General features: G+C 69.2%; 18 protein-coding genes, 2 tRNA genes and 1 pseudogene. 8 read left to right on the plus strand and 13 right to left on the minus strand.

The features are described from left to right. Positions 1-80: 80 nt before the first annotated feature. Positions 81-1,121, plus strand: a complete 1,041-nt coding sequence (locus tag MKK84_RS33770) for a glycosyltransferase family 4 protein (protein WP_243927169.1) — start codon at positions 81-83, stop codon at positions 1,119-1,121. Then, positions 1,121-2,314 (plus strand): glycosyltransferase family 4 protein, encoded by a 1,194-nt coding sequence (locus tag MKK84_RS33775; protein ID WP_243927171.1) that lies wholly within the window; start codon positions 1,121-1,123, stop codon positions 2,312-2,314. Before MKK84_RS33770 ends, MKK84_RS33775 begins: the two co-directional genes overlap by 1 nt. On the opposite strand, the gene MKK84_RS33780 is transcribed toward MKK84_RS33775, so the two are convergent. After that, positions 2,302-3,285 carry a hypothetical protein gene (locus MKK84_RS33780; protein WP_243927172.1) on the minus strand — a complete coding sequence of 328 codons (984 nt, stop codon included), beginning with the start codon at positions 3,283-3,285 and terminating at the stop codon, positions 2,302-2,304. The genes MKK84_RS33775 and MKK84_RS33780 overlap by 13 nt on opposite strands. Here MKK84_RS33780 and MKK84_RS33785 point away from each other — a divergent pair. Both MKK84_RS33785 and MKK84_RS33790 read left to right on the plus strand, forming a co-directional pair. Further along, entirely contained in the window at positions 3,284-4,012 is a 729-nt protein-coding gene (locus MKK84_RS33785) for a hypothetical protein (protein WP_243927174.1), read from the plus strand. The genes MKK84_RS33780 and MKK84_RS33785 overlap by 2 nt on opposite strands. A 4-nt stretch (positions 4,013-4,016) precedes the next feature. Beyond that, the gene (locus MKK84_RS33790; protein ID WP_243927176.1) at positions 4,017-4,661 is read left to right on the plus strand and encodes a hypothetical protein; all 645 of its coding nucleotides are present in this window, start codon (positions 4,017-4,019) and stop codon (positions 4,659-4,661) included. Positions 4,662-4,777: 116 nt separating this feature from the next. Here MKK84_RS33790 and MKK84_RS33795 read toward each other — a convergent pair. The 10 genes and pseudogenes from MKK84_RS33795 to MKK84_RS33840 all read right to left on the minus strand — a co-directional run bounded on the left by MKK84_RS33795 (position 4,778) and on the right by MKK84_RS33840 (position 16,522). Next, positions 4,778-4,852 (minus strand) — tRNA-Thr (locus MKK84_RS33795). A 95-nt stretch (positions 4,853-4,947) separates the two neighbouring features. After that, entirely contained in the window at positions 4,948-5,382 is a 435-nt protein-coding gene (locus MKK84_RS33800) for an NUDIX hydrolase (protein WP_243927178.1), read from the minus strand. A 235-nt stretch (positions 5,383-5,617) separates the two neighbouring features. Then, positions 5,618-7,168, minus strand: coding sequence for a heme biosynthesis protein HemY (locus tag MKK84_RS33805; protein ID WP_243927180.1), 1,551 nt, complete (start codon positions 7,166-7,168; stop codon positions 5,618-5,620). 2,459 nt (positions 7,169-9,627) lie between these two features. Further along, positions 9,628-10,347, minus strand: a pseudogene (locus MKK84_RS36045) (uroporphyrinogen-III synthase); the annotation flags it as partial. A gap of 3 nt (positions 10,348-10,350) precedes the next feature. After that, positions 10,351-11,226 carry an aldose 1-epimerase family protein gene (locus MKK84_RS33815; protein ID WP_243927182.1) on the minus strand — a complete coding sequence of 292 codons (876 nt, stop codon included), beginning with the start codon at positions 11,224-11,226 and terminating at the stop codon, positions 10,351-10,353. A gap of 65 nt (positions 11,227-11,291) precedes the next feature. Then, complete coding sequence (locus MKK84_RS33820; protein ID WP_243927184.1) at positions 11,292-13,043, minus strand: ABC transporter ATP-binding protein; 1,752 nt, start codon at positions 13,041-13,043, stop codon at positions 11,292-11,294. Between the two features lie 79 nt (positions 13,044-13,122). After that, positions 13,123-13,413, minus strand: a complete 291-nt coding sequence (locus MKK84_RS33825) for a hypothetical protein (protein WP_243927233.1) — start codon at positions 13,411-13,413, stop codon at positions 13,123-13,125. A gap of 101 nt (positions 13,414-13,514) precedes the next feature. Continuing rightward, on the minus strand, positions 13,515-14,195 hold the full coding sequence (locus MKK84_RS33830; RefSeq protein WP_243927186.1) for a DNA-binding protein: 681 nt from the start codon (positions 14,193-14,195) through the stop codon (positions 13,515-13,517). Positions 14,196-14,651: 456 nt separating this feature from the next. Continuing rightward, a complete protein-coding gene (locus tag MKK84_RS33835) occupies positions 14,652-15,908 on the minus strand; it encodes an FkbM family methyltransferase (RefSeq protein ID WP_243927188.1) in 1,257 nt (418 codons plus the stop codon). Positions 15,909-15,931: 23 nt separating this feature from the next. Then, the gene (locus MKK84_RS33840) at positions 15,932-16,522 is read right to left on the minus strand and encodes a hypothetical protein (RefSeq protein ID WP_243927190.1); all 591 of its coding nucleotides are present in this window, start codon (positions 16,520-16,522) and stop codon (positions 15,932-15,934) included. 556 nt (positions 16,523-17,078) lie between these two features. On the opposite strand from MKK84_RS33840, the gene MKK84_RS33845 reads away from it, so the two are divergent. Both MKK84_RS33845 and MKK84_RS33850 read left to right on the plus strand, forming a co-directional pair. Then, positions 17,079-17,744: a response regulator transcription factor gene (locus tag MKK84_RS33845; RefSeq protein WP_243927192.1), complete on the plus strand. Its 666-nt coding sequence runs from the start codon at positions 17,079-17,081 to the stop codon at positions 17,742-17,744. Further along, a complete protein-coding gene (locus MKK84_RS33850) occupies positions 17,744-19,078 on the plus strand; it encodes a sensor histidine kinase (RefSeq protein WP_243927194.1) in 1,335 nt (444 codons plus the stop codon). The genes MKK84_RS33845 and MKK84_RS33850 overlap by 1 nt, the downstream gene beginning before the upstream one ends. Positions 19,079-19,194: 116 nt before the next feature. Here the strand turns inward: MKK84_RS33850 and MKK84_RS33855 are convergent, their stop codons facing one another. Further along, on the minus strand, positions 19,195-20,586 hold the full coding sequence (locus MKK84_RS33855) for a PLP-dependent aminotransferase family protein (RefSeq protein ID WP_243927196.1): 1,392 nt from the start codon (positions 20,584-20,586) through the stop codon (positions 19,195-19,197). A gap of 113 nt (positions 20,587-20,699) precedes the next feature. Here MKK84_RS33855 and MKK84_RS33860 point away from each other — a divergent pair, with 113 nt between their 5' ends. Together MKK84_RS33860 and MKK84_RS33865 are read left to right on the plus strand one after the other, a co-directional pair. After that, on the plus strand, positions 20,700-20,990 hold the full coding sequence (locus MKK84_RS33860) for a DUF1127 domain-containing protein (RefSeq protein WP_243927197.1): 291 nt from the start codon (positions 20,700-20,702) through the stop codon (positions 20,988-20,990). Between the two features lie 29 nt (positions 20,991-21,019). Further along, entirely contained in the window at positions 21,020-21,919 is a 900-nt protein-coding gene (locus tag MKK84_RS33865) for an EamA family transporter (RefSeq protein WP_243927199.1), read from the plus strand. Positions 21,920-22,028: 109 nt separating this feature from the next. Here the strand turns inward: MKK84_RS33865 and MKK84_RS33870 are convergent. Beyond that, a tRNA-Asp gene (locus tag MKK84_RS33870) sits at positions 22,029-22,105 on the minus strand. Positions 22,106-22,391 lie beyond the last annotated feature (286 nt).

A 22,391-nucleotide genomic window follows, 5' to 3' on the forward strand; every position in this document is an offset into this window, starting at 1 on the left:
CGGTTTTCGGACAGCCCTGATGACTTAACTTATGTAATGCGATTGCCGGGCTCCGGCTTAACATATGTAAAGAGGTTGCCGTGCTTCGCGTCGCCCAGGTCGCGCCGAACATTTTTCCCGTCCCCCCAGCCCATCACGGCGGCACCGAGCGGGTTGTGCATGATCTGAGCACGGCGCTACGAAGCTTGGGCGTCGAACTAACATTATTTAGCTCCTCGGACAGTGTGACAGACTTACCGCGCGTCGGTGAATATCCGAGCCTCGCGGCGTTGGAGCGCCAATACGGCCGTGTCGCGCCCGGGGTACCGGCCGCCCTGGATGCCCTCCAACTGGAGGCCCTGCGCCTGCGGCTGGACGATTTCGACATCGTCCATTGCCACGGCGAATTCGCGCACGCGGCGCTGCTGGGCGCGCGTCGCCGGCGCAGCCTGACCACCATTCACTGGCGGGTCGATGAACTCGACCGAGCCTTGTTCTTCCAGGGCTTTCCGGATCTGCCGGTCGCGGCGATCTCGGCGGCGCAAGCGGCCGGCATCCCGGCCGCGAACCGGGCCGGCATCGTGCATCACGGCATCGACCGGGACCGCTACGGTTTCCGCGCCGCGCCGGACGATCATGTCGCCTTCGTGGGCCGCATGACCGACCAGAAGCGACCCGACGTGGCGATCCGTGTTGCCCGCGCCGCCCGTCTGCCGATCCGGCTCGGCGGCACGGTCGATGTCGGCAACCCGGATTATTTCGAGACCCGGGTGCGTCCGCTGCTCGGCGCGGACGCCACCTATCTCGGGCCCGTCGACGATGCCCAAAAGAGCCAACTCCTGGGCGGTGCCAGGGCACTCCTGTTCCCGATCGACTGGCCGGAGCCCTTCGGCCTCGTGATGATCGAGGCCATGGCCTGCGGGACCCCCGTGGTCGCGTGGAACCGCGGCTCGGTCCCCGAGATCGTCGAGGACGGAGTGACGGGCTTCATCGTCGCCTCCGAGGCCGAGGCGGTCGCGGCTTTGGCCCGGATCGGGCAGCTCGACCGCGCCCGGATCCGCCGCCGATTCGAGGAGCGCTTCACGGCCGAGCGCATGGCGCGCGACTACCTCGCCCTCTACCACCGCCTGCTGGCCACCTGATGCGCACCGCTCTCCTGGCCTGGGACTACCCGCCATCACCGAGCGGGCTCTCCACGGCGGCCCGCGAGATCGCCGAGAGCCTTGCCGAAGCGGGGGCGGAGGTCACGGTTTTCACCCTGGACCGAACGGGCCACGCGCGGGTCGGTGGCGTCACGATCATCGGCCTCGCCCTGCCGCCGGGAAGCCCCCTGGCACGCCTGCGCCTCTGGGGCTCGGCCGGGCATCTCGCCGCGCCGCTCGCGTTCCGGCACGCCGTGCGCGCCGCCCACGCCGCGGCACCGTTCGACGTGATCGAAGCCACGAACTGGTACGCACCGGCCGCTTTGCTCGCCGGCCATCGGGGTCTGCCGCTGGTGACGCGCAGTTCGACACCGGCCGCCTTCACCCGCGATCCGGCCGGCTCCGTGAGGAATCGCCTCGACGGATGGACCGCCGACCGCCTGGAACGCCGGCAGGTCCGGGGGAGCGCCGGGCTTATCGCCAACACCGCCGCGCACGGCGACGTGGTCGCCCGGGCCTACGGGCTCGCCGGCCGGCAGCCCGCCGCGGTGATCGGCCTCAGCCTTCCGCCCGAGGTCGCGGCGGCCGTCCGTGGCGCCCCGTACCCGGAGACGGCGGAGCCCCTGCGCCTGCTCTTCGTCGGGCGGGCGGAGGCGCGCAAGGGTTTCGACGCGCTCCTCGCCGCCGTCGCGCTCCTCGGCACGGAGCAGGCGCGGGGGGACTTGCCGCCCTTCGTGCTCGACCTCGTCGGCGTGCCGCCGGACGATCTCCCGGCCGATCTGCCAGAGGCGGCACGCCGGCACGTCCGCGCCCGCGGCCGGATCGACGGGCAGGCCCTGTCGGCGGCCTACGCCGCTTCCCATGCGGTGCTCGCCCCCTCCCGCTACGAGAGCTTCGGCCTCGTCTATCAGGAGGCCCTGGCGTATGGCCGCCCGGTCGTCGCCTGTGCGGAGGATGCGAGCGCCCGCGCCTTCGTGGGCGCTCCCGGCGCCGGCCCCCTGGCCTCGACCGCCACCGGGCCGGCCTTGGCCGAGGCCCTGCGCCCGCTGCTCACAGATCCGGACCTGCGCCGTGCCTACCGCGCTCGCGCCCTCGCGGCGGCGGGCCGCTTCGATCGGGCAAGCCTCGGGCGCGAGACTCTGGCGCTCTACGAACGGGCAATCGCGGCGGCGCGGGTGCGTCAGTCCGCATAGGGGCGCAGCAGCGCGATCTCCTCCTCCGGGCGTCCGCGACCGGGATCCAGGGCCTCGTAGCGCCGCGACCGCGCCCGGACATGGGCGCCACTCAGACGGTGCTCGATCAGCCCGTGCAGGGCGATGAAGCTCTCCGGCCATCCGCCGTCGAGGACCGGCCGCTCGTGGACGCGGCCCGCGTAACGCAGGCCTGTGCGGTTCAGCCGGTATTGAACATCCGGAAAGACGTCCGACAGCACGCCGTCGACCCGGTTGGCCCGTGCGAGGCCGATCGAGGCCACGCCCTGCGCCTCGGCGATGGCCGCCAGGGCGGGCAGCAGGCGGCCGGCTTCCGGGCTGAGCACTTCGTCGGCATCGAGCTGCAGTATCCAGCCGTGACGGGCGAGGCCCTGGAGCGCGTTGCGCTGCGCGGCGAAATCCCCGTCCAGGGGCCGGGCGGCCACGCGCACCGCCCCCTCGGCGAAGCCGGCGACCGGCATCGGCACTGCGGCCATCGCCGGCCCGTCGATCAGGATCGCGACATCGTCCGCCCAGCCGCCGTGAACCGGCAATGCCGCCAGCACCTCGTCCCGCTCCGCCGGGCGGCAGAGCAGGCCCAGCGAGACCGGGCATCCGCCGGACGGTTCGAGCGCGAACAGCGCCGCCCGGGCGGCCCGGGTGCCATGGGGGTGCCGGAGTTCCGTGCGGCCGGCCTCGTCGAGCGGACGGGTGCCGAGGCGCCGCCCGGTCGCGGCGCTGCGCAGGGTGTAGAGGTCGAGCCCGTAGGCCGCCGCCGGGTCGGATACGAAGAGGGGTTCGGACAAGCTGCGGGCGAGATGCATCCGGCACGCCTCTGGATCGGCCCCGGCCGCGAGCAGGACCCCGCAGGATCCGCAGGCCAGCGAGAAGGTTCGGCGCTGCCCGCCCGGATAGATCAGATGCCGGTCGCTCGGCCCGAGCATGTCGGCCGCGCAGACGAAACAGCGGCGCATGGTTCCACCCCGACAGGCTCGCTCGGCGGAGGGCTGGCTGCGCCGGCCCGGCGCCTTACCTCCGCTGTTCCGCGTCAAACCCCTGCCGCACGTGCCCCCCGACGTCGACCCCCTTGTTCCCGGCCTGCCCGCCAGTGGATCCCTCGCGATCGTCGGCAACGCGCCCGGGATCGGCGCGGCCGGACCGGCGATCGATGCGGCGGATTGCGTGGTGCGGTTCAACAATGCCGCGGGCTTCGGCGGCGGGACCGGGTGCCGCGTCACGCACCTCGCTTTGGTCAATCGCGGCGGTCAGACGCGGGAATGGCTGGCCGATCGGGGCTTCCTGGAGCGTCCCGTCGTGCGCGCGGCGCAGGCCTTCATCCTGCCCTTCCCGATCCTGCCGGTGGCACACAACGTGCCGGAACCGATCTGCTGGACCCGGGAGATGCTGACGCTGCTGCAGCCGCTGGGCCGCCCGATCCACCTGCTGCCCGAGGCCCTGCACGCGCAGGCGCAGGCCGAGCTCGCGCCCTGGACATCGGGGACGCCGAACCCGAGCACCGGCTTCCTCGTGACGCTGGCGCTGCTGCTCGGCCGCTCCGCGCACGCGCAGCCGGCGCAGGCCTACGGGTTCGGATTCGCCGGCTGGCCCGGCCATCCCTGGGCCGCCGAGCGCGCGTGGTTCGCCGAGGCCGAGGCAGCCGGACGCATCCGCGTGCACCCACCATCTCCGCAGGAACGCTGACATCATGGCCACGCTGATCATGGTGCTGAAGAGCGGCGGGCGCTACGACGCGACCTGGGTCGCCCGTCTCGCGGCCGGGATGCGCCGCCACGCTCCGGCCTTCGATCGCATGCTCTGCCTCACGGACCAGCCCGTGACCGTCCCGGGCGTGGAGACGGCGCCGCTTCGTCACGACTGGCCGATCTGGTGGGCCAAGATGGAGGCGTTCCGCCCCGGTGTCAGCACCGGCCCGACGCTCCTGTGCGATCTCGACACCGTCCTTACCGGGCCGGCCGATGCCCTGGCCGAGCCGGGCCTTGCCGCCATGGAGGATTATTTCCACGCGGGCCGCCTCTCCAGCGCGCTGCTGCGCTGGTCCGGCGACGAACTCGCCGACCTCTACACGACCTTCGCGGCCGATCCGGAGCGCTGGATGAGTCCGGGCTCCTGCGGCCCGGTGCCGAACGCCGTGCACGGCGATCAGGTGGTGATCGACCACCTGCTACGCCGGAGCGGCCGGTCCCCGGAATTCCTACAGCAGATCAACCCGGGCCTGCTGGACTTCTACGATCCCCGTCGCGCCGCCCACGGCCCGGTGGTGATCTTCATCGGCGCATCGAAGCCAGATACGGCGACCGGTCCCGTTCACGCGGCCTGGGCCGGACTTTGATCAGTCTCGGGACGCAGCCCGCGCCAAACGCCGGAGCGGCGATGCAGACGTGACACTTCGAGCTTCAGACTCCGATGAAGCCTATGCCGTCAAACGTCGAAGATGATGGGTGAAAATGGTGCTGCGAGAGAGGATTGAACTCTCGACCTCTTCATTACCAATGAAGTGCTCTACCACTGAGCTACCGCAGCCGGTGTCCGGGGCGCCCCCGTGGGGGGCGTGTCCATCCGGTCGAGTGGGGCCATAACGGATCGCCGCCGCGTTGGCAACGCCGCATCCGGAGGTTTTACCAGCGGCAGGCCGCGCGGATCAGAGCGGCGAGCCCCGGTTCAGCGACCGCCTCGGCGGCCTCCGCGGGCGTGAACCAGCGCAGGTCGCGCTGATTCTCCTCGGGGAAGTGCTTGAGCTGCTTGCGAACCTTGAGCGGGAAGACCTTCACCTGACACTGGACGGCGTCGAGGTTCTTCAGGCGCTTCTGGTAGAGATAGTGACCGATCGGCCGCTTGCCGATCGCTCCGCGCAGCCCGGCCTCCTCGTAGGCCTCGCGGGCTGCAGCCTCGAACGGCTTGCGCCCCTTCATCGGCCAACCCTTCGGGATCACCCACCGCCGGCTCTCCCGCGACGTCACAAGTAGGACCTTCGGGTTACCGTCCCGCCCGAACCGGAACGGAAGCGCACCGACCTGCCGCCGCGGCTCGCCATCATCCTCCAGAAACGTCACGGCCGCCCCCCGGTGTGCTGGATGGGGTTCGGGATCGACCGAGCCGACGGCGTGTCCGAGGCGGGCATGAGAAGGCGGATGATCGGGTCCCCGGGGTCGGAAGCGGCGCGCCACCACGGCATGACAGTCTTGGCGTCCGAGTACAGACGCTTGCGCGCGAGACACTCGGGCTGCAAGCCCCGATACAAGACTTGCACCACCAATTTTGCCTCTCGCCGACCCCGCCCGGACGCGATCAGCCGGTCTTGAGCACCGCGCGCTCGGCGGCTTTGGAGGCCGGCAGCGCGGCCGCCGTCATCCCGGCCGAGACCGGGTCCGGCCCGGTGGCCTTGGGCTCCGTTCCGGGTGCCGGAGCGAGGCCGCGCGCCACGACGACGTCCGATTTCGTCACGCTCGGCGCCGACGGGGCAGGACTGGCATTGCTCGAAGCGGCCGGGACGAGGACGGGCGCGGGCGCATCGGTGCGCTCCGCTTCCGGATCGACCACGGCGGGGGAGGCCAGGGTGTTCGGCGGCTCCTGCCACGTGAACGCATCCAGGCGGCCGCTGACCGGCGAGACCGGCGCCCAGGTCTCGGAGGCGATTCCGTCGGCGATCCAGATGCGGTCGCGCGGGGCGCGGGCGGCGCGGGCCAACCATTCGCGGGCTTGGCCGGAATTGATGCCGTGCTCGGCCTCCTCGATCGCGGCCATCATCAGGCAGGACCGCGCGGTCGGACGGTCGGTGAGGAGCGGCTTCACGGCCTCTCGCGCCCGCTTGTAATCGCGCGCGTCCAGGGCGGCCTGACCGAGGGCAAGCCGCGACTCGGGATCCCAGACCGACAGCTTCGCCAGGACCTCGGCGCGGGCGAGGCGGTCACGGACCGAGTCGCCGGTGCGCAGGCCGAGATAGACCTTGGCGAGGTCGGGATGAGGGTTGGCCTTCCAGGCTGCCTCGACAATGCGGGCCGCCTTCTTGAAGTCGCCGCGGCGGGCCAGCAGCCGGCCGGCGATGCAGGCGGCCGGGACGAGGTCCGGGGCCAGCTTGACGGCCTGGAGGGCGCGCTCGGTGGCGACCTCCGGCTCGCCGGCCTCGCGCTCGCCCGCGATCGCGGTCAGCAGGACGGCGCGCTGACGCCTTGCGGTCGCCTTGTCGATCAGACCGAGCGAAGAGCGGCGCTCGATGGTCTCCAGGGCCGCGCCCCAATCGCCGTCGACGCTCTGGGCCTCCAGCAATGCCTCGTTGGCCCAGGTGACGCTTGGGGCGAGGCGGGCGGCCTCGGTGGCGTAGGCACGGGCGGACGTCTCGTCCTCCCGGCGACGGGCCTCCACGAACAGGCCGCGCAGACCCAGGACCCGGGTCTCGGGGTCGTCGACCATGCGCTGGAAGGCGCTCTCGGCGGCGTCCCGGTCGCCGGAGATCTGAGCCGCCTGCGCCTTGAGCAGGAGGGTCAGCGGCTCGGTGCCCAGCAGGCGCTCGGCGTCTCCAGCGTACCGGCGGGCGGCCAGCCGGTCACCCGAGCCCACCGCCACCATGCCGCGGGACAGGGCGGAGAGGCCCTTGGTCCGGCGCCGCTCGGCGGAGCCGCGGACAAGGGCCTCGGGCAGGCCGATCACGCCGCGCACGACCGCCCAGAACAGCCCCAGGACGATGGCCGCGGCGATCACCCCGACGAGGGCCACCGCCAGGCTGGTGCCGATCTGGTAGCCGTTCCACACGACGGTGACGGTGCCGGGCCTGTCGGCGATCCAGACCGCCCCGAAGGCGGCGAGTGCGAGCAGGGCCAGGAAGGCGAGGGCGCGCCACATGGGGTCAGTGTCTCCTATCGACGGCCGCGCGGCGACGGTCGCTCAGTGCGGGAGGGGCGGGGCGCCTGCACGCCCGCCCGGAGGAGTTGCGGCCGCGCGACGCGCGGCTTGAAGCCGTCACAATCCTAGCGGCCGGGCGCGGGGGTGGAAGCGGGCGTGCCGGAGCCTTCACCGGTCGGCAGCGCCTGGAAGGCGTTTCCGATCAGCGTCCGCGCGGCCTGTTCGGCCTCGGCCCGCGCCTTGAGCTTGGCGCCGAAGTCGCCGGCCTCGTCCCGTGCCTCGGCCGGCAGCGCCGCAAAGGCCGTGGCGGCCGCGGTGAGGTCGCCGCGATCGAGGGCTGCCTGGACCTTCGCCTCCGGCTGATCGGCGGCCTCCGGGGCCGGAGTGTCGGCCTTGCGCACCTGAACGAGGCCATCGGCCATGCTCAGGAGCTTGGCGCGGAAGTCGCCGCTCCCGGCGGCCGTCTTGGACTGCTGCGCCCGCCGCTTGGCGGCGATCCGCTCGGCGACCGGCCGGAACGCGTCCGCCAGCTGGGAAGCCGTGGGCGCACCGGTTTCCGCGAAGGGGGCGAGCGCCTTGGCCTGCGCGTCGGTCGCGGGATCGAGTTTGCGCAGGCTGGCCAGCGGCTCGGCGTAGGCCGATCCGGATTCCAGCGCCGAGGCGACCCGGTCAGCGACGATCACACGCAGGGCCGCCTGGACGGTGGCGGTCTGGGCCCGCTGCGCCACGCTCTTGTCCAGCGCGGCGATCTTGTCGGCCTGCTCCTGAAGCCGGCGGTCGACCGCCTTCGTGGCTTCCGCGGCTTGGGTCTGCCCCGCCTCGGCGGCGGTACGGCTCGCTTGTGTGGCCGCCTGAACCGCCTCGGTGGCGGCCTTCACCCGGCCTTCGAGGGTCTGCTGGAGCGCGTCGAGACGCTCGCCGAGGGCGGCATCCGCGTCGGCATTCGCCTTGGTCTTCTGCTCGACCTCGCCCTGCAGCGCGGCGAGTTTCTTGGAGGCGTCCGCGTCAGCCCCATTCGACTCAAGCGCCCTCAAACGGACATCGAGATCGGCAAATTGCTTGCCGTTATCCTGGACCGCGCCGAGCTTGGAATCCGCCGGCTGGTCGCGGCCCGGCTCCTCTTGAAGCGCGGCCACGCGCTGATCGAGACTGTCGAGGCGCGCCGCCAGATCGGCCGGCACCGCCGGGGCCGGACCGGAGGCGGAGCCATCCGGAGCGGAAACAGCCGGCGCAGGAGCACTTCCCGCCTTGTCGAGGGCCTGCTTGGCCGTCGATTCGGCAGTGGCGATCCGCTTATCGAGTGCGGCCACGGCATCCCGGGGCGCGAGCCCATCCAGACGCGTGCCGAGGGCGGCGATCTGCCCGGTAAGCTTCTGATCGAGGGCGTTGAGACGCGGATCCGGTCCAAGCCCTGCCGTCTCGGCGCCGAACAGGAGCCCCGCGCCGATCACGCCGCCGAGCAACCCGGCGGTCGCCAGCGAGCCGAACCCGGCCCGCCCCCGGGCCGCCGGAGCAGCGGCCGCCGTGCTGGCGGAGACACCCGGGATCGGGCCCTTCACGGACTCCTTCGGGGCATCCTTCGGCGGCTCCTTGCCACCCGCGTTCACCTGAGGACCCGTCCCCTTGCTGGGGGCAGGCGGATCGGGGACGCGCTTGGCCTTCATGTCGAGGATCGGACCGGCCGTGACCGTACCGGCGCTTACCGAGCCGGCAGCGCCCGTGGGTGCTCCGCCCGGACGGGATCCGGCCTGCGGCCCGGAACCCGTCTGCTGACCCGCGCCCGGCTGGCCGGGCTTCGGCAGCTCAGTCGCCGGCTTGTTGGACGCGGCACTGGTTGCGCCCGTAGCCGACGCGGTCGAGGCGGTCGCGGAAGCCGATGCAGCGGCCAACTTGGCGGCGTCCGGCGCCGGGGTGAATCCCGACTTCGCCGTGCTCGACGGATTGGTCTCGGGCTTGCCGGATGTGTCCTTGGGCGGGGTCATCCCGGTCGCTTCAGTCTTCACGGCATCGGGGGTCTTCACGATATCGGGCTTAACGGTGCTCGGCTGTGCGGCTGGACCAGTGGATGGCTTGGCGCCGTCCACAGCCGAGGCCGACTTGCCAGCCTCGGGCTTCGCGTCGCTCGTTCCAGGCTTGGCGGCGACGACTGGCTCGGTCGCCGGCCTTGGCATCACACCAGCAGGCTGGGGCTGGCTCGCGCCCGGCCCCGACAGGCCCGGCTTCGCGCCGCCGGTCGCGCCGGTCGCGGACGCGCCGGGCCGGGTCTCGACGCCGGACGGATTGGTCGGCCCGGGCTTGGCGGGCGCAGGATCCGGTCTGCGGCCGCCGGATCCGGGCTTGTCGGCGTCGCTTGGTGGTGGCGTCACGGGCAAGTCCTCCAACTCTTCGGCGTCGCCGCGCCCCCCTAGCACCGCCCCGGCCCTTGGCGCGAGGGCGAGATACGGCGGCCCGGCCTCCCTGTCACCGCACGCCAAGCCGGGCAGCAGCGCGAGAGCGTCCAGCATGTCCGTTTCCCGCGGACACGCCGCGACGAAATGGACCGGAACACCCGCCGCTTCCAGGGGTGCGGCAACGTCCGCCGACAGGCAGTAATGCCTCAGGCGGCGGAAAGCTCCGCCGTGGCCGGCGTCTTCCGCCAACGCGTGGGCGATTGCGGCGCTGCGCCGGGAGTAATGCAGGACGGCGTCCAGGTTTCCGTCGGCGAATGCGCGGTCGATCGAATCGGGCAGGGCCGGTAGCGCCTCCGCCGCGTAGGCCACGAAAATCGCGACCCGGAACCCGGCCGCCGCAAGCGTCGCCGCAGGCTCCGGCTTCCGCTCGGCCCCGGCCGCGTGGAGGAGGTGCGCGCCGGGCGGCAGGATCCGGCGCGCCAGGATGGCAAGGCCGGCGGCATCACCGGGCCCCGCGTGCACCGACCCGAACCCGGACTCCGCCGCCAGCGCGGCCGTGCGCGCGCCGACCGCGAAGACCGGCAGTCCCCGCAGCGAGGCGGCGTTCCGCAGGGCCGGCATCGCGTTGGCACTGGTGAGCAGAAGCGCGTCGAACGGGCCGTCGGGCGGCCGTTCCCCGGTCGGCCGCACCGCCAGGACCGGGGCCACGAGCGGCGCGTGGCCGCGCGCCGCCAGAGCCGCGCCGGTCCGCGACGCGCCCGGTTCCGGCCGTGCCACCCAGACGCGCAACCCTCACACGTCCAGGGTCAGGCGGACGCCGTGGCGCGCCTCAGCCCCGGGTGGCAGGAGGCGCTGTGAATCCCGCTCGGTCAGGTCACCGGAAAAATCGGCCCAATCGGCGTAGCCGGTCCAGCATTCGAGGGAGAGGAACGGCGCCGTAGGCTTGGTCCAGACCGCGAGATGCGGGAAATCCGCCATCTCCATGCGGATCGCCTTATCCGGCCCGGTGAAGCGCATTGTGCCGCTGCGGGCGTTCCGAAACACGAAGGCCTCGGTGAAGATCGCCGGATCGAGGGGTAGCGTTTCGCCGGAGAGGGGAATCGGCTGCTCCGCGCGCAGCAGCAGGCCGCCGGGACCGACCTGGGGGGCGAACAGCCGCTCCGGATGCTCGAAGTCAACCGCGTAACCGCCATCCTTCGCCCGCGCCCCGCCCGCGAAGGGCCACGGGAAGGCCGGGTGGAAGCCGAGCGCGTAGGGCAGGGGCGCGTTGCCGGGATTGGCGATGGTCACGTCGAAGTCGAGTCCCGCCGGCCGCACCCGGGCGGTGATGTCGAGCCGGAACGCGAAGGGATAATGCGCCCGAGTCTCGGGCCCGTCGGTCAGGCGCAGGGTCACCGAATCGACGCTTTGCTCCACCACCGTGAAGGGCAGATCCCGGGCGAAGCCGTGCTGGCCCATCGGGTAGCTTTCGGACCCGACCTTCACCTGCCCGCCCGCCGAGGCACCGACCACCGGGAAGAGCCACGGGGCATGGCGGTTCCAATGGGCCGGATCGCCGCTCCAGAGGTACTCGGTCCCGCCGACCTGCCAGGAAACCGGCTCGGCGCCGTAGGTGGTGAGCGTGGCCGTGGTGCCGTCCGCTGCTGTCAGCTCGATGCGCGTGCTCACGGTGGTCTCCCGGTCAGGCTTTGGAGCCGAGGTAACGGAGGTGGGCCGGGACGCAAGGGGCCTCGTCACGCCGCCGTGCCGAGGCCCGGCAGCACCGCCTCGGGCGGCCCGGAGGCGACCAGTCGCCCAGCCTCCAGCACGTGGACCGCATCCGCCCCCTCCAAGGTCGAGAGTCGATGGGCGATCAGGATCAGCGTCCGCCGGCCCGAGAGCGCCCGCAGCGCCCGCATCACCGCGCCCTGCGTCTCCTCGTCGAGGGCTGAGGTCGCCTCGTCGAACACGATCACGTCGGGGTCGTGATAGAGCGCCCGGGCGATACCGAGACGCTGGCGCTGGCCGCCCGAGAGCCGCGCCCCGCGCTCGCCGACCCGCGCGTCATAGCTATGGGGCAGGGCGGCGATGAAGTCGTGGGCGCCCGCGAGCCGGGCCGCCCGCTCGACGGCGGCGCGGTCCGGCGAATCCACGCCGAGCGCGATGTTCTCGGCGACGGTCCCATCAACCAGGAATACGTCCTGCGGCACGTAGCCGATACGGTTCTGCCACGCAGGGAGCGTGGCGGGATCGAGGGTGCGGCCGTCCACCGTGATCCGCCCGGCGCCGGGGCTCAGCACGCCGAGGATCAGGCCGGCGAGGGTCGACTTGCCCGATCCGGTCCGCCCGGCGAGGCCGATCGTCGTGTTGACCGGAATCGTGAGATCGATCCCAGCCAGCGCTGGGCGGCCGGTGCCGTAATCGAAGCCGACGCCCTCCAGGCGGATCGCCTGCGTGAACGGCAGGCGATCCGTGGTGCGGGGCAGGGTGGCTCGCTCCTGCGCGAGTTCGTCGACGATCACCCGCACCGCCGGCAGGGTGAAGCGCATCAGCGCCACCGAGGTGAAGATGTTCTGGAAGGCCGGCAGCATCCGGTAGCCCGCGAAGGCGAACAGTCCCAGCAGCGGCAGGATGCCGGCGACGTCGAGCCCCTGGGCGAGGGCGAACAGCACCACTACGATCACGCCGCCGAAGGCGAGCGCCTCGATGACGAAGCGCGGCATCTGCCCGGTGAGCTGGCTCGCCGCGGTGGCGACCGCGTAGGCGCGCGCCGGGGCGTCGAACCGGGCCGCGAAGGCTTCCGCCCGGCCGTAGAGCTTTAGCTCGGTGTGCGCCCCGAAGGTCTCCTGCACGATCCGGAAGCGGGCCTCGTTGTCGGCGACCGTGCGGGCGCCGAGGCGGGCGAGGCGGGCGCGCATCACGAGGTAGATCCCGACATAGAGCCCGCCGAAGCCGCCCCCGAGGATCAGCGCGAGCTGCGGCGCGTAGACCAACAGGAAGGCGATCACCGCGAGCGCCGAACTCGCCCGCGAGGCCAGCACGGTGGCGGGCGTCAGGGCGCCGACCACCAGCCGGTCGGTCTCAGACAGCACGTTCTTGGCGAGTTCGGCGCTGTTGGCCTGCGTGAAGAACAGGCGCTCCCGGTCGAGGTAGCGGAACAGCAGGCGCCGGCTGAAGCCGTAGCCGGCCAGATGCGTGAACCGGAGCTGGGCGTAGGTCAGCCCGGCATTGACCATGGCTGTGACGAGGATCGCCACCAGCGCCGCGCCACCGGTGACCAACAGGAAGCTGCGCTCGTCGGCGAGACCGAGGAAGGCTCGTGTCTGGACCAGATAGGGGATGCGGGTCGCCGCCGAAGGGTCGCCCACCAGCGTTAGGAACGGGATCACCGCAGCGACGCCCACCACCTCCAGCAGCGCCGCCATCGCGAGGCCCAGCGCAATGAGGGCGAGGCGCCGCCGGTCGGGCGCCCGCATGGCGCGGACGAGGTCGATCAGCGCGCGCATGGCGTCTGGGGTCTGGGTCGGGCGGCTCGCATGGCCGGGCCGGGCTTAAGGGCGCCGCCCCGGCCTGTCCACGCCGGGCTCAGTCGAGCTTCTTGAGCGAGCCGAGATCCACGTCGCCGTTCTGGCTGGAGAAGGTCAGCGACTTCGACGACCCATCCGCCTGCGACACGCCACCGATCCGGTGGTCACCGCTGTCGTAGGTCGAGACCTGACCGTCGCGTTCGATGAGCAGGCGGTGCTTGTCAGGGAAGAACGCGTATTTCATCCCGTTCTGTGCGCCGCTGGTTGCGGGCTCGCCGAGATCCTTCGGCCACCAGGGCTCCATGCCCTTCATCGGCTCCATCGGCTTCATGGGTTCCATGGGCTTCATCGGTTTCATCGGCTCCACGACGCGTATCTCCTGCTGGCTCCAGAGACAGGAGGACGCGGCAGGGCGGGAAGAGTTGCATGCCATCCCGCCCCGGCGCGGGATCACACCGGGGGCCGCTCGCGCGCCGGCCGCTCCTGGACCTGCCCGTCGAAGCCTACATGAAGCTGATGCTCGCGCCCGTCCTGGTCCTTGGCGGCGACGTCGAGGTGGCGTGGTCCGCGGCCGGTGACGCGCACGTCGCTGTAGCCGGCCGCCTGCACGGAGGCCGTCAGGGCCGGGAGGTCGAGCGTCGGCCCGAGGCCGATCCGGTCCTTGGCCCAGTCGAGGCTCCCCATCGGCGGTCCACCGGCCGGCCCGAGCACGACCTTGCGCCCGTCCCCGTTGGTGAGCACGCTGGCGTGCAGGAAGCCCGTCTCGAACCGGCCCTGCACCGTGACGGCCTCGCCCCTGGCGACGAGCTTGCCGTCCTCGCCCTCGCGGCCTGTCTCCACCAGCGCCCGGCCGGTCTGGTCCTGGACCACGAACTTGTTGCCGAAGATCTCGGCCACCGTACCCTTGATGGCGGTCGCGCCGGAGGAGGCCAGCGCCTGGATCGCCACCGGCTCGACCGGCGTCGGCTGGAAGGTCGTCCCCTGCGCCAGGGACAGGCCTATGGCCCCCATCACCAACGGGGCTGCCAGGGCGCCCACCACCCAGGTCCGCCGTGGGATCGCCCGGCGCGCCGGGGCTGCCGGCTCGCGGATCTCCCGCGCGGTGCCGTCGATGGTCTTGTCGTCGGTCATGATGTGGTCTTTCAAAAGGGCTCCGGATCCGTTCGATCCGATGCCCCTTCGTAAGGCCCCCCCGGCAATCCGGACTGAACCGGGCGGTTCAGCCCCGGTTTAACCCGGATCCGTAATGGGATCCGACGCACAAGCGGAGCCGAAGCACATGCGGCATCAAGGGCTTGGCCTCGCAAGCTGACCTGTAATCTGCACTGAAGCAATCTGCACTTGAGCGCGCCCGAGCCGGCGAACAAAATGAACCGCCGGCTCTAGGTCATCGCGACATCGATCCCAGCGATAAGAAACTGAAACGACATGACCTTTTTGCGGCCGGCGAGTGTCCGCTTATCGCGAGAGCGACGAAAGCACCGCATGAGATCGACAGCAAGGCCGGGCTATTACGGGCAATCTGTTACCGTCTGATCGCCTAATATCACGCAGCTGCCCGAATTCTCTATCATTCAGTGTAAGCGCCTAATATCTCGATGATGTCCACCCGGCGCCGCTTTCATGAACGAACACAGCGTTATTATGTATCAAACCATCATATCGATACCCGATCGTTCCAATATCTCTGATCAATTTCCAGACATCATTATGCCCATATTCGATACACAGCACGCGTGGCAAGATAGGCGAATCTTTCATACCATCGATCACTGCGCTTTCTGCACCCTCGACATCGAGAATGAACAGATCGATTGAGGGCAATGGATACTGCTTCAACAGGCTCCGATAGGTCAGCGTGGCAACATCAAATTTCTCAAAGTGGCACCCCTCCGACAACAAATCGTCGAGATGTTTCTTCGTATGATCGAGTGAACCATTGTTGAAGTTACCACCGTGAAGCGGATGAACTGTCTGTCGAAATTCCGACCGACCATCGCTGTCGGACAGGGCCGCATTCACGTTGATTGCCCTCGGACGATTGTTACACAGCGCTCTGAAAGCATCGGGAAACGGCTCAACGTTAATGCCCGTCCAACCCAGCGTCTCTTCAAAGAACAAGCCAGAGGATTCAGTCACACCGTCAGCGGCGCCAGACTCGATGAAATGCCCGCGGCGCCCTTGCATATCGCCAAAATAACGCCGGAAAAGCAACTCGTCCTGAGGAGGATTCCATTGCCCGTGAAAGCGGACAGTGGCGGGGAGATTGGGAATTGGGCGCCGCATATCTGCAAGGCGCCGCTCGAATAGATTTATATAGCGGCGTGCCACCTCGCCCCAATTGGTATCGGTCAAAGAGTGACGGTCGATCTGCGCCTTAGCTTTAACAGTATCAATTTGTCTGACCGCCATCTCAAGCTTTCGCGCCATATCATCGCAATCATGAGGGTCAAACAAAATAGTATTTCCGCCGATACGCGATAACTGTTCACGCAGAACTGGGATGTTTGAACAAGCAACCGGAATGCCCACCGTGAGCGCCTCTGCCACGGGGAATCCTCCTCCTTCAGCCAGCGTTGGGAAAACCATGAGATCGGCCCGCCGAAGTACTGCATCAAAGACGTTATCCGGCACCATGCCGAGACCCATAACGTCTTCACCCCAGACGAGGCCTGCTTGGGTAATAGCATTAAAGATATGCCACCCATGATGACCAGCCGGGAATTGCGGCAGGTAGTCAGTGTAAGGCCCCGTTAATACCAAGGGTAACCGCCAGCGGCATCGACCAAGCGCAGTGATCAGAGCAATGTGATTTTTATGCGGAAATATTGTTGCGGGGCACAAGATATAGCTGTCCGGAAGGCCAGTCAGCGAAACTGTGCTATCAATTTGTAATGTTTTGTGGGCCCCGGAAGGGGAATGACAGTACTGTTTCCTGCCCGTTCGAAGAGACGTATAAGATCGTTCTGAACCTCGTGGGAAAGCAGCGCCATAGGCACACGCCAGTCGAGTAGCCTCGACGTAACTGCAGTCTCAGCCTGCAATATCTTGGCAACGTAGTTTCGAGTATTATCATCCAGTAAGGGCATAATGTACGGCTGATGTCGCAGCAGAATAAAATCTAAAATCGTTGCAACTGTTTTCTTCGCCAATGGCTCGGAAATCAGATGGCGATGCGCCCATGGAAGCCATATTAAGTCAGCCCCTTCCCCGAAGACGTCCGGCACGAAAAACGGAGAGCCGTCGGCACCTTTGATCGCGGTCGTTTCGTCTTGAAAGACTTGAATAGAAATCTTTGCTGCATTGAGTACTTTTATATATCGCTCCAGCGCTTGGCCGCCAGTTACGAGATCAAAACTATAACCGGAAATATCTATAAGTTCGCGTACCAATTCCGTAACATAGCGCAACCCACCCCCTTCATTTGCAACATAGTCGATAATTCGAATGTGCGGCATTGGAAAACTCTTATTCGCGTGGTCTTTCAGAGCGCCGTCAAATTGAAATGTGATCGACACTCTGAGTTGATTTGAAGTTTTATGCTCGACGTCGCCGCTAACAGCGACATTCTTGATGGCGAAGTACGCTCAGTACCAGCGGACCAACGATTCTCATAGAGCAGATAGGCGAATGTCGATATGGTACGACATAAAAGCTCCAATTTTTTCCACGTCAAGGTTGCAAAAATGCAATTAAAATATAAAACTTATTGTATTTTTGTTGCATTTAACGCAATTAAGGGATATTGCACAGAACAATATCACGTCATTTGCTTTTAAAACCGCGTGATAAGCTTAGTATAGGCCTTGATATCTGATCTTAATCTCGTTTGGCGGTGATCGAAGAATGTGATGGCAAGAAATCATTCGTGCAAATCAAGCGTTACCGTATTCGACGATGGCCCTGACCGCGCCGAGGATGGAACCGTGAGGCGAGCCGATCTTGCAAATGTTGGGTTGAATAACTTGGTGCAATCAGCGGGCGCGGTACAGCCGAGCCGCGGAGGACGAACGGGTGAAGATCCTGCTGGTGGAAGACGATGCGTCGCTCGCCGCCGAGGTGGCCAAGGTTCTGCGGGCGGAAAACTTTGTCCTCGACCACGCCGCCACCGGTGAGGACGCGCAGCATCTCGGCGAGACAGAGGGTTACGACGCGGTCGTGCTCGACCTCGGCCTGCCGAAGGGCGACGGCGTTTCGGTGCTGCGCGCGTGGCGCGCGGCAGGGCGGACCCTGCCGGTGCTGGTGCTGACCGCCCGCGACGGCTGGAGCGACAAGGTCGCGGCCTTCAAGGCCGGGGCGGACGATTACCTCGTCAAGCCGGTCCGCGTGGAGGAGCTGGTGATCCGCCTGCGCGCCCTGGTGCGCCGGTCGCAGGGCGGCGGCGCCAGCCGGATCACCTGCGGGCCGCTGAGCTTCGACCCCGGGCTCGGCGCCTTCGAGCAGGACGGCCTGCCTCTCAAGCTCACCGGTCTCGAATGGCGGGTCCTGTCCTGCCTGATGCTGAACCACGAGACCGTAGTGCCGCGTCCACATCTGATCGAACGGGTCTACGAGGGCGACGCGGATGTCGATTCAAACTCCGTGGAGGTGATCATCACCCGCCTGCGCCGGAAGATCGCCCCGGCGCGGATCGAAAGCGTGCGCGGGCACGGCTACCGGCTCCACGCGGATCCCGCCTGATGTCGGCAGCGACAGCCCACCCCTCGCTGCGGACCCGCCTGCTTGGCGCCGCCGTGGTGCTGGTCCTGGCCGCCCTGGTGGTGGCCGGCCTCGCCATCGGGGTGATCCTGCACCGGTTCGTGCGCGGGCAGCTCGACGGCCGGCTGGACGCTCAGATCGTCGCCCTGCGGGCCGGGCTCGAAGCCGGGATCCTGCCCGAGAGTCTCGACGCGCCGCCCTTCGACCGGCCCGGCCCCGGCTGGGCCTGGGAGGTGCGCCGCGGGCCCGAGACGACCCGGTCGGGCTCACTGCGGGGCGGCGACATCCGCCTGACCGAGCCCGGGCCGGAGGACGTTCCGGGCCGCCCACATCCGGCCTGGGGTACGGGTCCCCGCGGTCAGCCGCTCTATGCGCGCGTCGTGACGCTGCCGGGGACGCAGCCCGCCACGATCGTGGTCGCGGCCCCGGAGGGCGAACTGTACGGGCCGCTGCGCGAGGCTTTGACCAGCCTCGCTTTGGCGCTGGGGATCCTCGGCCTGTGCCTGCTGGCCGGATTGGCGTTCCAGGTGCGGCTTGGCCTCGCGCCGCTGCGACGCCTGCGGACCGATCTCGCCTCGGTGCGGGCCGGCACCCGGGAGCGGGTCCCGGCCGAGCAGCCCGCCGAGATCGCACCCGTGGTGGCCGAACTCAACGCGCTCCTCGACCAGAATGCCCGGAACCTGGAGCGGGCGCGGGGTCACGTCGCCAACCTCGCCCACGCCCTGAAGACGCCGCTCGCCACCCTGTCGATGGCCCTGGCCGCCCCAACCCGCGATCCCGACGGGGCGCTCCGCCGCGAGGTGGAGGACATGGATCGACGGGTCCGCCACCATCTGCGCCGAGCCCGGGCGGCAGCGCTGGCGGGCTCGGCCCGGACCCGCACGCCCCTGGCGCCGCAGCTCACGGACCTGCGCAATGCGCTCGTGCGGCTCTACGCCGAGAAAGGCGTGGCGATCGCGCTGGCCGTACCGGACGACCTCGTGGTGTCGTGCGAGGGCCAGGACCTCGACGAGATGCTCGGCAACCTCGTGGACAATGCCTGCCGCTGGTGCCGGGGGCGGGTGCAGGTCTCGGCCGTCGCGGAGGATGGCGCGGTGCGGGTGCGGGTCGAGGATGACGGGCCGGGCCTCAATGCCGAGGCTGCCGAGGCTGCCGAGGCCGTGATGGCCCGGGGCCGGCGCCTCGACGAGGGCGTGCCGGGCCATGGCTTCGGGCTGCCCATCACCCTGGAGCTGGCCGAACTCTATGGCGGCGGGCTGACGCTCGGGCGCGCCGACCTCGGCGGCCTCCGGGCGGAGCTGACCCTGCCGGCCTGATCGGCAAAGTCCTGGTTTCGAAAGATCTGCGACCTTTCATGGGTAAAGGGCAAAGCCCTTCTGTCGGGCTCCGCCCTGGCGACTCGCCAAAGGGCACGCCCTTTGGAAACCCGTCTTCAGCCCAGCGCCTCCCGCAGGATCGGACGGATGCGCGGGTCGATGCAGTGGGCGACGTTGAAGCGCATGTAGCCGTTCAAGGCCTCCGACAGGCTGAATGACGTCCCCGGTGCCAGCACCATGCCGCGGGCCAGCGCCCGGCGGGCGACCTCCGCCCCGTCGCGCCCATCCGGCAGGCGCATCCATAGGAAGAACCCGCCCCGGGGCTGCGCCCAGGGCTCCAACCCGCAAGCGCGCAGCTCTGCGGAGGCCTGCACCATCGCGGAGGCGAGACGGCGGCGGGTCTCCGCGAGGTGGCGCCGGTAGGCCCCCTCGGAGATCAGCGCGTGCACCAGCGCCGCCGTGATGTGGCCGTTGCCGAGGCTCAGCGCCAGCTTGAGATCGACCAGCGGCTCGACCCAGTCGGCCCGGAGCGCGATCCAGCCGCAGCGCGCGGCCGCCGAGAGGGTCTTGGAGAAGCTACCGATCTGGATCACCCGCTCCAGACCGTCGAAGCCTGCGAGGCGGGGCGCGGCGTCAGGCTCGAGATCGCCAAAGATCTCGTCCTCGACGATCAGCGTGTCGTGCGCCTCGCATAGCTTTAGGACCCGGTGCGCCACATTCGGCGCGAGGCTCGCGCCGGTCGGGTTCTGGAGGGCGGCGTTGGTCAGGTAGAAGCGCGGCCGGTGCTGCTCCAGCAGGGTCGCGAGCGCCTGCAGGTCAGGCCCCTCCGGGGTGATCGGCACGCCGACCACCGTGACCCGCTGGGCACGCAGCAGCGCCAGGAAATTGAAGTAGCAGGGATCGTCCACCAGCACGGTGTCTCCGGGCTGAAGCAGGAAACGGCAAACGAGGTCGAGCGCCTGCGTGGCCGATTCGACCAGCACGATCTGGTCGGGCTCGGCGCCGACGCCCTTCTCGCCGATCTTGCGGGCGATCTGGCGGCGCAGGGGCTCGTAACCGAGCGGCCGGTCGTAGTTCGTCATCTCGGCGAGGCTGGCTCGGGCCACCCGGCGCAGGCCGCGCCGGATCGCCTCGTGGGGCATCCACGCATCGGGCAGCCACCCCGCCCCGGGCTTGAGCTGGTCGGATCCCGCCTGCTGCGCCTGCCGGGTGATCCAGAGCGGATCGACGATCCGGTCGAGCTGCGGTCCCATCGCCTGGAGCGAGAGCGGCCGCGTCTTGCCGGCGACATAGAAGCCGGAGCCCGGCCGGGCCACGACCGCGCCTTCAGCGGCCAGCCGCTCGTAGGCCTCCACGACGGTGGATTTCGAGACGCCCATCGTGTCCGCAAAGGCGCGCACCGAGGGAATCCGGACGCCGGGCACAAGATGCCGAGCCGCGATCCGCCCCCGGATCTCCCCGACCACCGCCTCGACACGCGTCCCGGGGCTTCTGATTGCGACCGCCATCCGTACTGCTCGATCGACCGGACAATTCGTCAGAACCGTACCGAAGTGTTCCTGTCGCCGCCAGTCCTGCTGGGCCAGGATCGCCCTACCCCAGAGACATGGAGGAGGGGATCATGGACCAGTGCCTCACGCAAAGCGCCGCTGCCCGACCCACATGGATCGCCCGAGCGGCGCGGGCGATCGCCGAGGCCTGCGCGGAGATCCGGGCCGACCTATCGCGTGCGGCCATGAACCGGCGCGTTCTGCACCGGCTCTCGACACTGTCGGAGCGCGAATTGAAGGATATCGGCCTGTCACACCGGGATGTGGCGGATGCCTTCGGGCCGGGGATCGACGATGCCATCGACCTGTTGAACGGCCGCCGCGACGAGCGCCGATCTGCGCGGGCGACCCGCCGGTGGTGATCGGACGGACGGGGTCGTAGGATCCGCCCATGACGCTGCGTGACGTGCTGGCCGCCCTCCTCGTCGTCACGATCCTCGGGCTGGCCTTCGTGGCCATCAAGGCCGGGTTGGAAACCGTCCCGCCGCTGACGCTGTGCAGCCTGCGCTTCGCCTTCGCGGCGGTGCCGGCGGTGTTGGTGATCCGGCCGCCCCACGCGCCCGCCCTTTTGGTGACGGCGTTCGGCTTGGCCCTCGGCGTCGGCCAGTTCGGGCTGCTGATGACCGGGATCCAGCTCGGCATGCCGGCCGGCCTGTCCTCGCTGCTGATCCAGACCCAGGTGCCGTTCACCGTGGCGCTCGCCTGGGCCGTACTGGGCGAGCGCCCGCGCACCCTTCAGGTCCTGGGCGGCGTGGTCGCGCTCCTCGGCGTCGCCGCCGTTGCGCTCGAGCGGGGCGGCGACGCTCCGCTCGGGCCGCTGCTGATGGTGGTCGGCGCGGCCTTGGGCTGGGCCAGCGCCAACATCGTCGTGAAGCGCATCGGCCGCGTCGATATGCTGGCGCTGATGGTCTGGAGCAGCCTGGCCACAACGCCGCCGCTCCTCGCCCTATCGCTGATCGTGGAGGGACCGGCCGCCTTCGCGGGCTTGGCGCATCCAAGCTGGGCGGCGATCGGCTCGGTAGCGTTCCAAGCCTATCCGACGACGCTCCTCGCCTTCGGGCTCTGGAGCCGGCTCCTGACGCGCTATCCCGCAGCCACCGTGACGCCCTTCGCGCTCCTGGTGCCGGTGGCGGGGATCCTGAGCACGCATTTCGTCTTGGGTGAACCGCTCAGCGCGAGCATCGTGGCCGGCGGCAGCCTGATTCTGGCGGGCATTGCGCTGAGTCTTCGCGGAGCCCGACCCGCAAGCCGGTCACATCAGTCCACGGTAGAGGCGCCGAGGGCCACGTAACGACCGCCCTAGCGTCCGCCGGTAACTGCACGCGCAAGTGTTGAAGACAGCAGCCCGCGCATCTCCCGCGCGGATCGGTCTACTCTCGTGTTCAACGGGGAAGGGGACGTGGCGCGGGCGACGGGGCTCGAACCCGCGACCTCCGGCGTGACAGGCCGGCACTCTAACCAACTGAGCTACGCCCGCACGGCGTGGTCGCTTCGAAGGGGCGTTTCGCCCGGCGACGGGGCGGGGTTTATGGGTGGACCGGGGGGCTGTCAAGCGCATCAGCCGTGGTTTCGTGCATCGAGGTGCCGATGGACCTGCGCGCTTCCGTCGTGTTGCAGGCATGCCGCCCATGCCCATCTCTGGAGAGGACTGACAGCGCGCTTTGTGCGACGCGACAAGCCATTGTCACGGGCCGGCGGCTCGACTAAGCCTCCGGCCGCGCGCATCCTGGCATAAGAACAATTCCACGGGCGAATCCGGTGTC

Source organism: Methylobacterium sp. E-065 (genome assembly GCF_022829605.1).
GTDB lineage: Bacteria > Pseudomonadota > Alphaproteobacteria > Rhizobiales > Beijerinckiaceae > Methylobacterium.